Source organism: Lentzea jiangxiensis (assembly GCF_900104175.1).
Classification (GTDB): Bacteria; Actinomycetota; Actinomycetes; order Mycobacteriales; family Pseudonocardiaceae; genus Lentzea; species Lentzea jiangxiensis.
Genome location: NZ_FNIX01000015.1, coordinates 46688 through 61137 on the forward strand (window position 1 = coordinate 46688; position 14450 = coordinate 61137).

11 protein-coding genes are annotated in these 14450 nt (G+C 71.1%); 8 read left to right on the forward strand and 3 right to left on the reverse strand.

The genetic code is table 11. From position 1 onward, the window contains the following. The first annotated feature begins 14 nt into the window (after positions 1-14). Genes BLQ91_RS29475 through BLQ91_RS29500 form a run of 5 tightly spaced genes read left to right on the forward strand, consistent with a single transcriptional unit; the run spans position 15 to position 8516 of the window. The gene (locus BLQ91_RS29475) at positions 15-314 is read left to right on the forward strand and encodes a chorismate mutase family protein (RefSeq protein WP_090102028.1); all 300 of its coding nucleotides are present in this window, start codon (positions 15-17) and stop codon (positions 312-314) included. Between the two features lie 31 nt (positions 315-345). Next, complete coding sequence (gene pabB / locus BLQ91_RS29480; RefSeq protein WP_090102030.1) at positions 346-2430, forward strand: aminodeoxychorismate synthase component I; 2085 nt, start codon at positions 346-348, stop codon at positions 2428-2430. Beyond that, a complete protein-coding gene (locus BLQ91_RS42210) occupies positions 2427-4559 on the forward strand; it encodes an aminotransferase class I/II-fold pyridoxal phosphate-dependent enzyme (RefSeq protein ID WP_218130451.1) in 2133 nt (710 codons plus the stop codon). The genes pabB and BLQ91_RS42210 overlap by 4 nt, the downstream gene beginning before the upstream one ends. After that, entirely contained in the window at positions 4556-5422 is an 867-nt protein-coding gene (locus tag BLQ91_RS29495) for a N5-glutamine methyltransferase family protein (protein WP_090102033.1), read from the forward strand. The genes BLQ91_RS42210 and BLQ91_RS29495 overlap by 4 nt, the downstream gene beginning before the upstream one ends. Before the next feature lie 7 nt (positions 5423-5429). Beyond that, positions 5430-8516 carry an amidohydrolase family protein gene (locus BLQ91_RS29500; protein ID WP_090102035.1) on the forward strand — a complete coding sequence of 1029 codons (3087 nt, stop codon included), beginning with the start codon at positions 5430-5432 and terminating at the stop codon, positions 8514-8516. A 38-nt stretch (positions 8517-8554) separates the two neighbouring features. On the opposite strand, the gene BLQ91_RS29505 is transcribed toward BLQ91_RS29500, so the two are convergent. Further along, on the reverse strand, positions 8555-9670 hold the full coding sequence (locus BLQ91_RS29505) for a helix-turn-helix transcriptional regulator (RefSeq protein ID WP_090102037.1): 1116 nt from the start codon (positions 9668-9670) through the stop codon (positions 8555-8557). Positions 9671-10200: 530 nt separating this feature from the next. Here BLQ91_RS29505 and BLQ91_RS43445 point away from each other — a divergent pair. The 3 genes from BLQ91_RS43445 to BLQ91_RS41665 all read left to right on the forward strand — a co-directional run bounded on the left by BLQ91_RS43445 (position 10201) and on the right by BLQ91_RS41665 (position 11376). Further along, the gene (locus BLQ91_RS43445) at positions 10201-10329 is read left to right on the forward strand and encodes a hypothetical protein (protein ID WP_281199669.1); all 129 of its coding nucleotides are present in this window, start codon (positions 10201-10203) and stop codon (positions 10327-10329) included. Between the two features lie 75 nt (positions 10330-10404). Further along, positions 10405-10950, forward strand: coding sequence for a hypothetical protein (locus BLQ91_RS40545; RefSeq protein WP_143022864.1), 546 nt, complete (start codon positions 10405-10407; stop codon positions 10948-10950). Positions 10951-11022: 72 nt separating this feature from the next. Next, a complete protein-coding gene (locus BLQ91_RS41665; RefSeq protein WP_176960012.1) occupies positions 11023-11376 on the forward strand; it encodes a hypothetical protein in 354 nt (117 codons plus the stop codon). Positions 11377-11397: 21 nt separating this feature from the next. Here BLQ91_RS41665 and BLQ91_RS29515 read toward each other — a convergent pair whose 3' ends face one another. Together BLQ91_RS29515 and BLQ91_RS29520 are read right to left on the reverse strand one after the other, a co-directional pair. Beyond that, complete coding sequence (locus BLQ91_RS29515; RefSeq protein ID WP_245733890.1) at positions 11398-13260, reverse strand: KedN5 family methylcobalamin-dependent radical SAM C-methyltransferase; 1863 nt, start codon at positions 13258-13260, stop codon at positions 11398-11400. Positions 13261-13914: 654 nt separating this feature from the next. Then, the gene (locus BLQ91_RS29520; RefSeq protein ID WP_176960013.1) at positions 13915-14439 is read right to left on the reverse strand and encodes an EF-hand domain-containing protein; all 525 of its coding nucleotides are present in this window, start codon (positions 14437-14439) and stop codon (positions 13915-13917) included. Between the last annotated feature and the right edge of the window lie 11 nt (positions 14440-14450).

The following is a 14450-nucleotide window of genomic DNA, read 5'->3' on the forward strand; positions in this document are numbered from 1 at the left end:
AGGAGGAGCGAGACATGTCCGATCCAGACGCCCGGCTGGAGGCACTGCGGGCCGAGCTCGACGGCATCGATCTGCGCCTGCTCGACGTGCTGCGCGACCGCATCCGGTTGTGCGTGCGCATCGCCGAGCACAAGCGCGAGTTCGACGTGCCGATGATGCAGCCGCACCGCATCGGCGTCGTGCAGGAGCGCGCCGCGCGCTACGGCGCGAGCCACGGCATCGACCAGGCGTTCCTGCGGTCGCTCTACGACCTGGTCATCGGCGAGACCTGCCGGGTCGAGGACGAGGTCATCGGCGCGCGAACGACACCCTGAGCACGGCGGAGGATCTGGAGGACGGGCCGCGATGCGGACGCTGCTGATCGACAACTACGACTCGTTCACCTACAACCTGCACCAGTTGCTGGGCGAGGTGACCGGCCGGGCGCCGGTGGTGGTGCGCAACGACGAGGCGATGCCCGCCAGGGTGGCCGACGACTTCGACGCGGTGGTGGTCTCGCCGGGGCCGGGGCGGCCCGACCGCGGTCGCGACGTCGGCATCAGCGCGCAGGCCATCAAGGAGTCCGGCCTGCCGGTGCTCGGCGTCTGCCTCGGCCACCAGGGCATCGCGCACCTGCTCGGCGGCACCGTCGACCTGGCTCCCGAGCCGATGCACGGCCGCACCTCGCTGGTCTACCACACCGGCACCGACGTGTTCGCCGGTCTGCCGTCGCCGATCTCCGTGGTGCGCTACCACTCGCTGACCGTCACCCGGCTCTCCGACGAGCTGGAGGCGTTGGCGTGGACCGAGGACGGCATCCTGATGGGACTGCGGCACCGCAGCGAGCCGTTGTGGGGGGTGCAGTTCCACCCCGAGTCGATCAGCAGCGAGTACGGCAGGCAGCTGCTCGCCAACTTCCGCGACCTGGCGCTGTCGTGGGGCTCGGCCGGCCCTGCCCCGGCGGTGGCGCCGGAGCGGGCCGCGTGGAGCGTGCACGTGCGGGAGATCGACCGCGAGCCCGATGCCGCCGTGGCGCACCGCGAGCTCTTCGCGGGTGCGGAGCACAGCTTCTGGCTGGACACCAGTGATGTGCGGCCCGGCCAGTCCCGGTTCTCCTTCCTCGGCGACGACCGCGGCCCGCACGCGGAGACGCTGACCTACCGGGTCGCCGAGCGGACCGTGCGGGTGCGCCGGGCCGACGGCAGCGAGCAGCACGTCCGCCAGGACTTCTTCGGCTACCTGGACGAGCAGGTCGAGCGCCGGGCCGTGCCGGCCCCGCCCGGTCTGCCGTTCGAGTTCGGCCTCGGGTACGTCGGCTACCTCGGCTACGAGCTGAAGGCGGAGACCTCCGGCTCCGCCGCGCACCGGTCGCCGACCCCGGACGCGGCCCTGCTGTTCGCCGACCGGATGCTCGCGATCGACCACGCCGATCACCGCTCGTACCTGCTCGCGCTCGCCACCGCCGAGACCGAGGCCGCCGCCCTGACCTGGCTCGACGAGACAGCGACACGCCTGCGCGCGCTGCCGGCGGCCGCCGGCGGGGACTCGGTGGCGCAGGCGCTCGACGCCGAGGCGGGCACCGACATGGCGCGGCTGGACACCGTGCGGCCCAGGCACGACCGGGCCGCCTACCTCGACCGGGTGGCGACCTGCCTGGAGGAGATCCGGCACGGCGAGTCGTACGAGATCTGCCTGACCAACGCGGTCGAGGTCGACGAGCGGATCGACCCGAGACGCACCTACGAGGCGCTGCGGCGGATCAGCCCGGTGCCCTACGGCGCCTTCCTCGACTTCGGTGACCTGGCGGTGCTCAGCGCGTCGCCGGAGCGGTTCCTGTCCATCGACGCGGCGGGCGTCGCGGAGTCCAAGCCGATCAAGGGCACCCGCCCGCGCGGCGCGACACCGCAGGACGACGAGCTGCTGCGGCTCGACCTGTCCGCGCACGAGAAGGACCGCGCGGAGAACCTGATGATCGTCGACCTGGTGCGCAACGACCTGAACCGGGTGTGCGAGATCGGCTCGGTGCACGTGCCCGTGCTCTTCGACGTGGAGACCTATGCCCCCGTGCACCAGCTCGTCTCCACGATCCGGGGCACGCTGCGGGCGGGGGAGACGGCGGTGAGCTGCGTGCGCGCCGCGTTCCCCGGCGGTTCCATGACCGGCGCGCCGAAGGTGCGCACGATGGAGATCATCGACCGGCTCGAACAAGGGCCGCGCGGGGTGTACTCGGGTGCGATCGGCTGGTTCTCCCTCTCCGGCGCCGCCGACCTGAGCATCGTGATCCGCACCCTGGTCGTGGACGGCGAGCGGCTGAGCTTCGGGGTCGGCGGCGCGGTGGTGGCCATGTCGGACCCCGTCGCGGAGTTCGAGGAGACCGTCGTGAAGTCCCGTGCTGTGCTGACCGCCGTGGCGGAGACGGCACTGCGGCCCGCCGTCGGCGGCGCGCTGTGAGCGGCGTCCGGTCGCTGCGCCGCTGCCTCGTGCTCGGCGGCGCGGGTGCGGTGGGCGGACTGTTCGCGCGGGCGTTGCGGGAAGCGGGGGCCGAGGTGGTGGTCGCCGACCCGGCGACCGGCTGCGGTGATGCCACCGCCCCGGACGCCGCCTTGCGCGCCGAGATCAGCACGGCCGACCTGGTGCTGCTCGCGGTGCCGGAACGGGTCGCGCTCGCCGCGCTGCCGGTGCTGGCCGAGCACGTGCGGCCCGGCGCGCTGGTCGCCGACACGCTGTCGGTCAAGAGCGCGGTCGCACCGGTGCTGACCGGGCTGCGCGAGGTGGAGGCGGTGAGCCTGAACCCGATGTTCGCCCCGTCACTGGGGTTCGCGGGCGAGTCGGTCGCCGCCGTCGTGGTCCACGACGGGCCGAAGGTCACCGAGCTGCTGGCGCTGGTGGGGGAGTGGGGCGCCCACGTGGTGCGGCTGTCCGCCGCCGACCACGACCGGCTCGCGGCCGCCACCCAGGTGCTCACCCACGCCGCCGTGCTGGGGTTCGGCCTCGCGCTCGCCGGGCTCACCGACGGGGTCGGCGAGGTGGCGCCGCTGGCCACGCCGCCGCACCGCACCCTGCTGGCACTGCTGGCCAGGATCGCGGCGGGCACACCGGAGGTCTACTGGGACGTCCAAGCCGCCAACCCGCGCGGGCCGGCCACCCGATCGGCGCTGGCCGACGGCCTGCGCCACGTGGCCGATCTCGTCGACCGGGGCGACGAGGCGGGTTTCGGGGCCGCGCTCGCCCGGCTTCGCGACTACTTCGGCCCGGAGTTGTCCCCGCACGCCGAGCACTGCGCCCAGCTCTTCGGATCCACCCCCCACCGGGGATCTACCGCCAAGCGAGGAAGCATGACCCAGCAAACGGCGACCCAGACCGCGAACTGGGTCGAGTCGAGGATCAGCCGGACCTCGGACTCCCTGGACCGCGCCTTCGAGCAAGGCCTGACCGGGCACACCATCACCGCCCGCCGCGGCAAGCGGGTGTGGCTCGCCGAGGGCGGGGAGGCGTTGGAGTTCGTCTCCTGCTCCTACCTCGGCCTGGAGGAGCACCCGGCGCTGATCGAGGCCGCCGAGGACGCGCTGCGCCGGTTCGGCGTGCACTTCTCCTCCTCCCGCAACCGGATGCGGCCGCACTACCTGCCGGAGCTGGAGGACCTGCTCGGCACGGTCTACCGGGGCAACCGGGCGGTCGCGTTCACCTCGGTGGGCACCGTGCACCTCGGGGTGCTGCCGCTGCTGGGCAGCGGCGCGCTGCCGAGCTACCCGATCGCGCCCGCGGGCGCGGCGTTCCTGGTGGAGAAGACCGCGCACTCGTCCATGCAGATCCTGCGCGGCCTGCTCGGCCAGATCGGGCCGGCCCGCCGGTTCGACCTGGAGGAGCCAGGCTCGATGGAGACCGCGCTGCGGGAGGTCGCGGCCACCGGCCGCACCCCGATCGCGCTGGTCGACGGCGTCGGCTCCATGGGCGGGCTGATCGACGTGGCCGGCGTGCTGGAGGCGCTGCGGCCGCACGGCGGGCACCTCTACGTCGACGACGCGCACGGCATCTCCATCGCGGGCCCGCTGGGCGCCGGGTACGCCTTCGACACCTTCGGCGACCGCCTGCCGGACAACGTCGTGATCGCGGGCTCGCTGTCCAAGGCGTTCGGTGGTTCCGGCGGGTTCGCCCTCGTACCGGGCGAGGCCGACGTGCGTGTGCTGCGCAAGTTCGCCAACCCGCTGGTGTTCGGCCACTCGATCATGCTCCCGCTGCTCGCCGCGAACGTGGCCGCCGCGCGGCTGCACGTCGACGGCGAAGTCGCGCGGCTGCAGGAGCGGCTGTGGCGCAACGCGGCCGACTTCGACGAGCTGACCGGGGGCCGGCTGGTCAACGCCGGGCTGCGGTCGCCGGTGCGCGGGGCGCACTTCGCCACGGAGGCGGAGGCGTTCGCCACCACGGCCGCGCTCAAGGACGCGGGCGTGCTGATCCTGCCCGCGTTCTTCCCCACCGTCGCCAAGGGCACCGGCCTCGTCCGCTTCGCGCTCTCGGCCCTGCACGAGCGCGCCGACCTGGAGACCGCGGCGAAGATCCTGGAAGGGACCCGATACGCATGACCGAGGCGCCGACACTGGCAGAGCTGCTCGACGACGCCGAGAAGACGCTGGCCGACGCGGGTGCCTGGGCGCCGCGCGCGGACGCCGAGGCCCTCGCCGCGCACGCGCTCGGTCGTCCGGCCGGGGCACTGCCGGGCGACACGCGGCTCGACGCCACCACCGCCGAACGGGTGCGGGACCTGGTGGCGGGGCGTGCGCGGCGGGTGCCGCTGGAGTACCTCACCGGCCGCGCGCGGCTCGGCGGCATCGAGCTCGCGGTGGGACCCGGCGTCTTCGTCCCGCGCAGGCACACCGAGCCGCTGCTGGCGTGGGGGCTGGCAGCCATCCGGCAGGTGGCGAACCCCGTGGTGGTCGACCTCTGCTCGGGTTCGGGGGCCATCGCGCTCGCCGTGGCGCACGCTCGGCCCGACGCCAGGGTGCACGCGGTCGAGCTGTCCCCGGAGGCGCTGGTCTGGGCCAGGCGCAACGCGGCGGTCAGAGCCGAGGCCGGGGACACCCCGATCGTGCTGCACGAGGGTGATGTCACCGCTCCCGACCTGTTCGCCGAGCTCGACGGCGGGGTGGACCTGCTGCTGGCCAACCCGCCGTTCGTGGTCGAGAACCGGGTCCTCCCGCCGGAGTGGCAGCGCCACCAGCCGCACCCGGCGCTGTTCTCCGGGCACGACGGCCTCGTCGTCATCCGCGCGGTCACCTCGGCGGCGGCGCGGTTGCTGCGCCCCGGTGGTGGCGTGGCCGTCGAACACGACGACGAGCAGGCCCCGGCGGTGATGTCCCTGCTGGGCGACCTCGGGGTGTTCGAGAACATCACCGACCACACCGACCACAACGACTTGCCCAGGTACACCACGGCGCGGAAGGCGTAGGACGCACATGGAGATCTCTCGACGCGGAGCGCTGAGGCTGGGCGGAGCGGCCGCGAGCGCGCTGTGGCTGGCGACCGGGCCGATCCCGGCGTCGGCGCGGCCGGACGGCGCCCCGGGGAGCCGTGCGGTGACCGTCTCGGACAGCGCCAACCTCGGCGTCGCGGTCTCCCCGGACGGGCGCACGCTCGCGATCGACGTCTCGGGCGGCATCTGGGTGCTGCCCGTGGCGGGCGGCGCGGCCAGACTGGTCACACCGCTGGAGCACGACGCCTCGCGCCCGCAGTTCGCCCCCGACGGCCGCCGGATCCTGTTCCAGTCCTTCCGCGACGGTGCCTTCGACGCCTGGACGGTCAACGTCGACGACGGCGCGCTGACCCGGCTGACCTCCGGGCCCGGGTACGACACCGAGCCCCGTTTCAGCCCGGACGGCACCCAGGTCGCCTTCTCCTCCGACCGCGACCACGTCAGCCGGATCTACGTGCTGAACACCGCCTCCGGCGCGCTGACCGCCGTCACGGAGACCGACGAGGTGCACACCAGCCCCGCGTGGTCGCCGGACGGCACCAAGCTCGCCTACCTCGTCGGCGACACCGCCATCGAGGTGCTGGACCTGGCCTCCGGTGCGCGCACCCGGCCGGTCGCGGGTGAGGTGGTCCTCGCCGCGCCCGGCTTCACCCCGGACGGTGCCGGCCTCACCTACGTCCGCATCGACGGCGCCGCCACCGACCTGGTCGTCGGAGATCGGGCCGTGGTCACCGGCGAAGACCTCGCCCCGCTGCCGGTGGCGTGGGTGTCGGCCCGCGAGTTCCTCTACAGCGCGAGCGGGAAGGTGCGCAGGCGCGCGCTGGACGGCGCCGCCGTCGACGTCCCGTTCACCGCCGAGCTGGCGTTGGCCGCCGCCCCGTACCGGCGCGCCCCGCGCGACCTGCGTTCCGCCGAGGCCAGGCAGGCCAAGGGGATCGTCGGCCCGGTGCTGTCCGCCGACGGCACGCAGGTCGCCTTCCGGGCGCTCAACGCCCTGTGGCTGCTGCCGGTCGGTGGCACCGCCCGCAAGGTCGTCGACGACGGCTACGTCGCCACCGACCCGGACTTCGCCCCGGACGGCCGCTCGCTCGTCTACGCGAGCGATCGCGCCGGAACGATCAACCTGTGGCGGCTCGAGCTGGGCTCCGGACGGTCCGAGCGGCTCACCGACGCGCCGAACGGCCAGTTCCTGCCCCGGATCTCCCCGGACGGCACCAGGGTCGCCTACCAGGACGAGTCCGGCGCGACCTGGGTGCTCGACCTCGCGGCCCGGACCACGCGCCAGGTGCTGCCCGCCCTCTACCAGCCGGGCAGGCCCGCCTGGTCGCCCGACGGCGGCAAGCTCGCGGTAGCGGCCCTGGTGCCCTACTCCCGGCGCACCGCGACCGGCCACAACCAGATCCTCACCGTCGAGCTGTCCACCGGAGTGCTGCGCTACCAGGCCATCGCCCCGGAGCGCTCGATCTCCACCCGCGGCGACGACGGTCCGGTGTGGACACGGGACGGGTTCGTCCTCGTGGCCGAGAGCCTCGCCTGGCGAGTGCCCGCCGACGCGGCGGGCACCATCACCGGAGCGCCGGTGCGGTTGACCGACGAGGTGACCGACTCCGTCGCGGTGACCCCGGACGGCCGCACGCTGCTGCACCTGAACAACGGCGCCCTGCGGCTCACCCGCGGCGGCACCACCCGCACCCTGCGGGCCGACCTGCGGTACCAGCCCGCCAAGGCGCAGGGCAGGGTGGTGCTGCGCGCCGGGGCGGTGTGGGACGGCACCGCGAGCGCGCTGCGGCGCGACGTCGACATCGTGCTCGACTGCGACCGGGTGGCGGCGATCGTCCCCACAGGCAGCCAGGGCACGAGCGGCGCCCAGGTCGTCGACCTGTCCGGGCTGACGGTGCTGCCCGGCCTGATCGACACGCACAACCACTGGCACATGCGCGGGCGGCAGTGGGGTGACCGGCAGGGCAGGCTGTGGCTGTCCTACGGCGTCACCACCAGCCGGTCTCCCGGCGACCCCGCCTACCAGATGGTGGAGAACCGGGAGGCGATGGAGGCGGGCACCCGGATCGGTCCCCGCTACATCGGCTCGGGCGAGGCCCTCGACGGCACGCGCGCCTCGTACAACTTCGTGCGCACCGTGATGTCCGCGAAGGCGCTGGACCGCGAACTCGACCGCGCCGCCGCCCTGGACTACGACCTGGTCAAGCTCTACATGAGGCTGCCCGTGCCGTTCGAGCGCCAGGCCGTGCAGCGGGCGCACGCCGAGGGCATCCCGGTCGCCTCGCACTACCTCTACCCGGCGGCGCACAGCGGCCTGGACGGCATGGAGCACCCCGGTGGCGGGCACCGCCTCGGCTACTCCCGCACGCTCAGCCACAACGGGTACCGGCTGTCGGAGGAAGCCGTCGCGGTGCTCGTCGCGAGCGGGATGTGGGTCTCCTCCACGATGATCTTCGCCTCCGAGCTGCTCGCCGAGGACCGTTCGCTGGTGCTGGACGAGCGGACCAGGACGCTGTACCCCGACTGGGAGTACGCCCGGCTCGTCGCCAAGGCCGACGGCGCGGCGGGCCCGTACGCCCCGCTGTACCAGCGGATCACCGCGGGCATGGCCGACGCGCTGCTGCGCGTGCACAGGGCGGGCGGTCTGGTGGTGTCGGGCACGGACGCGCCGCTGGACGACATCGGCATCAGCGCGCACCAGAACCTGCGGGCCCTGGTCAAGTACGGGTTCACCCCGCGAGAGGCGCTGATCACCGCCACCGGCAACGCCGCGAAGGCCCTCGGCTACGCCGGCACGCTCGGTGCGGTGGCGCCGGGGCACCTCGCCGACCTGATCGCCGTCGAGGGCGACCCGCTGACCGACATCCGCGCGGCGGCCGCCGTGCGCGAGGTGTTCGTGGGCGGGGTGCGGCACACGGTGCCCGGCCTGCTGGCACCCTTCGCCGGCACGGCGAGAACGGCCGCGTCGGGTGGCGCGGTGTCCACGGCCGCGCCGTTCGCCTCGGCCGCGGTGCGGCCGGAGCACTACTGGCACCGCCCGGAGTGGGCTCGGGAGCAGTGCTGCGACTGAGGTGGCCCGCGGGCGGCTCCCGATCGGGAGCCGCCCGCCTACCGCCCGGCGGCGGCGCGGTAGGCGGAGGCGGACATGTCGAAGCGCTTCTTGAACATGCGCTGGAAGTGGCTCAGCTCGCGGTAGCCGACGGCGCGGGCGACCTCGGTGATGGAGATCGACGACTCGCGCAGCAACAGCCGCGCCTCGTCCATCCGCAGGGAGGTGACGAAGTCGATGAAGCGGTGCCCGGTCTGCTCGTGGAAGCTGCGGGAGAAGTGGTAACGGCTCATGTAGGCCACGCTGGCCACCCGGTTCAGCGTGAGGTCCGGGTCGGTGAAGCAGGTGCGCAGGTAGTCGACCGCGTACCTGATGCTGGGGGACAGACCGGACACGTCCGGTTCGGTGCCCGCGTCGGCCGCCGGGGCGGGAACCACGCGCAGGTGCACACGCTGCCTGGCGTGCCGGTAGCCGGGCAGCGCGTGCAGCAGCTTGCCCGGCGGGCTGATCACGACGTCGTCCACGCCGACCACGACGCGGCACTCGGGGAGGAACGGCTGCAACCGCAACCAGGCGAACCGCGTGTCCTCGCCGCAGAACACCGGGGTGAGCATCGCGCAGACGCGCGCGGCAAGCGATTTCCACCGCGCGGGTTCGAGCACCTGCGGGGCATGCACGTCGCCGATGAGCTCGCGCAGCCGCCGGTGGACGGCGGGGTGGGTGCGGCGCTCCACCCGGACCGCGAACAGCGCGCCGATCACGGTGTCGTTCAGGCGGTCCGCGTCCAGCACGACCACGTCCGCCGGGTCGATCCCCGGGTTGGGACCGAAGTAGCTGGAGAAACCGGACACCCCCAACGCCTGCCCGGTGTGGTGGGCCACCAGGTCCCGCAGCGGGTTGTCGCCCCGGTGCAGGTCCACCGCCTCCGGACCGGGCAGCACGGCGAGCCGCTCCAGGACGTGGTCCACCTGGTCGTCGCTGGTCACGCACATCACGCTGCGGCCGCGCGCCATCGCGTCCGCGCCGATCAACGAGGCCACCACCACCGGGTCGTGCCGCTCCGGCAGCGGCAGCTCGACGTCGGCCTCGCCCCGGCGCGGGAAGTAGCGCTCCAGCGAACTGACCTCCGCAGGCCGCCGCGACCAGCACGGTGCGTCCGGGTGTACCGCGGTCATTGCTCCTCCAGTTCGCGTGCGTGTTCTGCACGCGTCTACATGTGACTGCATGGGTGCACCGGCGAGCGCGAGGTCCACTGACGAGCGGGCGTGCCCGGAACTCCGGCTCCGGCTCCGGGACTCGGGCGAGCGTGCCCCGCACGGACGCGCACGACTACGTTCGACGAGCGCTCCACGACGTCGCTCGAGCGGACCGCGCGCCGCGCGGTCGTCACCGCGGCGGAGACCCGTCCGCCCGGTCGCGTGCCGAGATCAGCTCGGAATGACCTGGGACGGACAACCAGCCCGTCCACAGAGATCAAAAGTGTGAATTACCGTGCTCACGCTTTGCGCGCCCCCCGACACTCGCATGCTTCGAACACTAGGAGGCCATCCATTGAGGGTCAAGAAATTCCGGATCGTGTAGACATGTTCACCTGAGTGGACCAACGGCGCCGGATTCAAGCTGAATTGTCGCTCGCAGCGATCGGTTTTCGTCGCCTTTGACCCGATTGGCCCAGCATTGAGCTGATCTCAATGAGTTCAGTGAGTTGATCGTGTTTGAAAAGTGTGAAGCCGAGGGCGGCTTTGCCGTGGTGGCCGAATTCGCGGGACGTGTCCGGCCGCCGGAGGAGGCCGAGGTCATCCCGCGCGACTTTACCGAAAAAGGAACTGCTTGAAGACGGTATAATCATCGCTCGACCGTTCGCTTCGGCTACCTCGCCGTCTCCCGGACTTCCGCCGCGTCATGGCTCTTGCGCAGGACCGAGCGCGAGAAGAGCGTTGAGATCTTCGCGCTACGCCCTGTCGTGCTCGTGCTCTTGGCTTGGGCGGGGTTGCGCCGGTTCCGGCTGCTGATCAGCCTGGATGCGGTGCTGCGATGGCATCGCGACCTGGTCAAGCGGCGTCATGCCCGTGCGAGTGTGAACCGAAGGCCTGGACGTCCGCGCACGGTCGCTTCGAGCCGCCAGTTCGCTCTGCGCCCTCGTGGGGTTGTCGGCGCATCCACGTCGAGCTCGCGCGCTCTTGGGGTCGCGATCACAGCCTCGACGGTGGAAGATTCTCCAGGCTACGGGTGTCAATCCGGCCCGCGCCAGCCAGCCGTTATACGGGTCGACTTCCCGCGCTCGCAGGATGAGGCGATCCTGGCAATGGGCTTCGTCGAGATTGTCGCGCTGACCGGGCAGCGTCAGCACATCCTCGCCACCATCCACCACGCCGACAAACGTGTACGCGCACTCGGTACCACCGCACACCCCGTCCATGCCTGGGCATTCAGGCCGTCTGCACCCTGCTCGTGAACCTCGAGGACGCTGATCACCTGGTGCGGGCCAGGTTCCTGACCCGTGACCGCGACGTCAAAGCATCCCGCGTTGGGCGAGTTGTTCGACCGTCGCGCCGGCCTCATGTTTGCGCGCGACCCGCACGACATTGTCGCGGAACTCCTGGGAGCAGGGCTCGGGTACGTCGACATCCTTCCGGCTCGCCCTCACGGCATGCCAACTCGGATGTCGCCCAACGGTGCAGCAGGCCCCAGCGCCACCACGATCCAGCATGTCCGCCAGGTTCACAGACGCGATGGCCTGGCCGAGTGGATGTCCGCGTGCCTCCTGGATCCGGAGGGCCTCATTCGCACATCCCTCTGTGCGGGCGTACTCGCGACGCTCGAGGACGTCCTCGCGGCCGCCCTTGCCTTGAGATGCATCCGTTTCCAGATGGCCCAGTGACTGCGCAGCGCCAGGCGCGCCTCAGCGAGCAGCGGAGCCGGCGCGGACCTCGGCTGGTGTCATGCCCATGAAGTAGACGATCTCCTCGTGGTTGGTCGATCCGATAAAGTCCTCCGCCCCCACCCGGTAGTAGAGGTCGGACTTCCAGCGCCCCGGCTCCGGCAGGTCGCGGGAGCCGAGGCGGACCTTCTCGATGATGGAGGGCACGTCGTACTCGAACTCGACGTCCTTGCGCACGAAGTACTCCGTGCCGTGCAGCTTGACCACCGGCAGCCGCTCGGCGGGTTCCGCGGCTTCTGCGCTGTGGTAAGCGGGTTGGGTCAGGATGTCGTAGCGGAAGATCGCGTCGAGCACCTCGGCGTGCTCGGTGGCCAGTGAGGGGCGCACGGACTCCGTCCACCACCTTTCCAGCAGTCGTTTCGCGCTCGGGTCGCCCAGCAGGTACTCGACGGCGTCACCGTAGGCGCGGTCGTCGGTCGAGGCCCTCAGGACCGCGGCGCGCAGCGGGTCCGCCGCAGGGTCGTCCGTTGCGCCGATCCACGTGTCCAGGTCGCGCATCACCTCCGACTGCTTGATGTCGGCGAGTTCCCGCAGGCCCACCCACGTGTGACGCAGCACGGCGTTCTCCGCCATCACCCGTGCCCAGAAGAGAAACCGCTTGACGAGCCGGTTGTCCTCCAACGTCATGGTGTCGTGCGAGAGGACGTACTCGAAGTCGTCCCGGTCACCGCGGACCGTGACGATGCCGTACTCGTCCTTCTTCTCGGCGTAGCTGGTGTTGGGCAACAGGTGCAGCGGGTAGACGGCGATCCTCGACACGTGGCGGGACAGCCGGTCGTACCCCTCCATGAAGGACTCGACCGTCTCGCCGGGCGCTCCCCAGATCAGTTCGGCGTAGCAGTCGAGTCCTTCCTGGTCGAGCCACTGGGCGAGGTCTTCCCATTCGTTGACCTTCATGTTGTGCCGGTTCATCGTCTTCAGCGCGTCCTCGTTGAGGGTTTGCAGCGCCAGCGTGAAAGAGCTGCGCATACCGGCTTCCTTCATGCGGCGGACGATGTCGAAGAACAACTTGGACTTGTTCTTCGCCCACGAGGTCTCCAGTGCGCGCGGATAGCCGTACTGGTCCCGGACCTCGATCATGTCGTCGATGAACTCCGCGTCGATCGGCAGGATGCCGAAGTTCGCGTCGCACAACACGATGGTGTGCACCTTGTGCTTGGCGAAGAGCTCGAGCTCTGCCCGGAGTCGTTCCCGGGAGAACGCGCGGATGCGCTGGCCGGTGGCTCCTCCCCAGTAGCAGAACGAACACTTGTACGGGCAACCGCGGTTCGTCTCCATCAGTGCGACGTCGTACTTGAACCGCCCGTCGTCGTCGGTGAGGTCGATGGCGCCGGTGAGGAACGGCGACGGGATCACGTCGAGGTCGTCGATGCGGTTCCTGGGTGGTGTGGTGATGACCTCGCCGCCCGAGTCCTGGTAGGAAATCCCGGTGATCAGCGGCAGGTTCCTGGGGGACGCTCCGTCGAGGTAGGCGTTCAGCAGATCTTTGAACACCATTTCCCCTTCGCCGTTCACCACGACGTCGACGTCGGGGTGCATGCGGAATGTTCGCGCTCCCTGGTTCGCCACGTGTGTGCCGCCGAAGATGACCCAGCCGTCGGGGTTGAGTTGCTTGAAGGTTTCCGCGAGCGCGCCGAAGTCCCGGTAGTTCCATCCCAGCACCGAGAACGCGATGACGTCCGGAGGATCGTTCGCGAAGACCTCCTGCGCCATCTTCATCAGGGTGGCCCCGCCGTTGAAATTCACGATCCTGATGTCACACCGCCCGTGCAGGCGGGCGTCGTCCAGCGCGGTGGCCTTCAGGAACCCGGATGCCAGTGGCATGGACTCCAGCGGGAGATCCCAAACACCTTGTTGCACCAGGAAGACGGAAACCCGGTCAGTTCGTGCCATCAGAACCTCCATACCTCGGGCGTTCGGCAGAAAAGCACTTGGCGCCGGTCTGGCGGTGTGACCGGGACCCGACGTCCCGCGATGTCGGAAGAATCGTCGTGCGTTCCACTCGGTCGTCGCGATCTCCCGACATGCGAAGGCGCCGCCGAGCGCACGGGCTCGGCGGTGCCTCCTTCCGAGGACGGCGGAACGGGCCAGCGGCGTGGCCGGAGAACGTTGCCGGGCGAATTGCGCTCAGACGGGTGCGTCGTGGTGCTGTTCCGGCGTCCTTCGTGCTGGATGTGCGCGGGGCGGTGCCGTCAGCGCCCCGCTGAAGCGTGCACCACCCAGCCGGCGTGCCGGGTCGCGCGCCCGAGTCGCGCCGGTGAGCCGTCGCGTCCGGCGGAACCGGTGGCGCAACCTGACTCCGGGGTGTCGCCGAGGGGTGTCGCCGAGCGGAACCGGCCACCCCGGTGACACCGTTCGGCGGCGCCCTGCGGTGATCTGTCAGAACGACGCAGGGGATCTGTCAGACGACACGAGGCTGACGATGGCGGATCGAAGTGAGTCAGGCGGGGACCGCTGCGGCGCGCCGGCGGTTGTCCGTCAGACGCCGAGCAGCACGCTGCCCGCGGCGTTCGGGTCCGAGCTCAGCAGCATCTCCCTCGTCGCCTTGTTCCACTCCTCCTTGGTGATGTGTCCGTCGCCGTCCGTGTCGAGCTTCTGGAACGCGGCGTGCACGTCGCCGCCGGCAATGCCGTCCCGCCTCAGCGCGTGGGCGAGTTCCTCTTCGGTGACCCGGCCGTCGCCGTCCGAATCGATGATCTTGAAGAAGGAATCGTTCATCGAGACGTAGATCTGCTCCACCGTGTCGTTGTCGATCGCCGCGACGTACTCCTCCCTGGTGATCACCCGGTTGCCGTCGGCGTCGGCGTGGTTCAGCTGCCGCCACAGAGCGGCGCCCGACTCGTGGATGTCACGGGCCTGCGGTGAGTCCGGCGGCACCTGGAAATCGGTGAGGAATCCGCTGATGTGTGCCTGGATGTCGCTCTCGTCGATCGCTCCGTCGTTATTCCTGTCGAGTTTGGAGAACAGCATGTCGCGCTTTTGCTCTTGCAGGCTCGAGGTCATGGTTCTGCTCC

Excerpts from the sequence above, each read along its gene's own strand:
- BLQ91_RS29500 (WP_090102035.1), top strand. The coding sequence starts at position 5,430 with ATGGAGATCTCTCGACGCGGAGCGCTGAGGCTGGGCGGAGCGGCCGCG.
- BLQ91_RS29495 (WP_090102033.1), top strand. The coding sequence starts at position 4,556 with ATGACCGAGGCGCCGACACTGGCAGAGCTGCTCGACGACGCCGAGAAG.
- BLQ91_RS29520 (WP_176960013.1), bottom strand. The coding sequence starts at position 14,439 with ATGACCTCGAGCCTGCAAGAGCAAAAGCGCGACATGCTGTTCTCCAAA.
- BLQ91_RS29475 (WP_090102028.1), top strand. The coding sequence starts at position 15 with ATGTCCGATCCAGACGCCCGGCTGGAGGCACTGCGGGCCGAGCTCGAC.
- BLQ91_RS29515 (WP_245733890.1), bottom strand. The coding sequence starts at position 13,260 with ATGCCACTGGCATCCGGGTTCCTGAAGGCCACCGCGCTGGACGACGCC.
- BLQ91_RS29505 (WP_090102037.1), bottom strand. The coding sequence starts at position 9,670 with ATGACCGCGGTACACCCGGACGCACCGTGCTGGTCGCGGCGGCCTGCG.
- pabB (WP_090102030.1), top strand. The coding sequence starts at position 346 with ATGCGGACGCTGCTGATCGACAACTACGACTCGTTCACCTACAACCTG.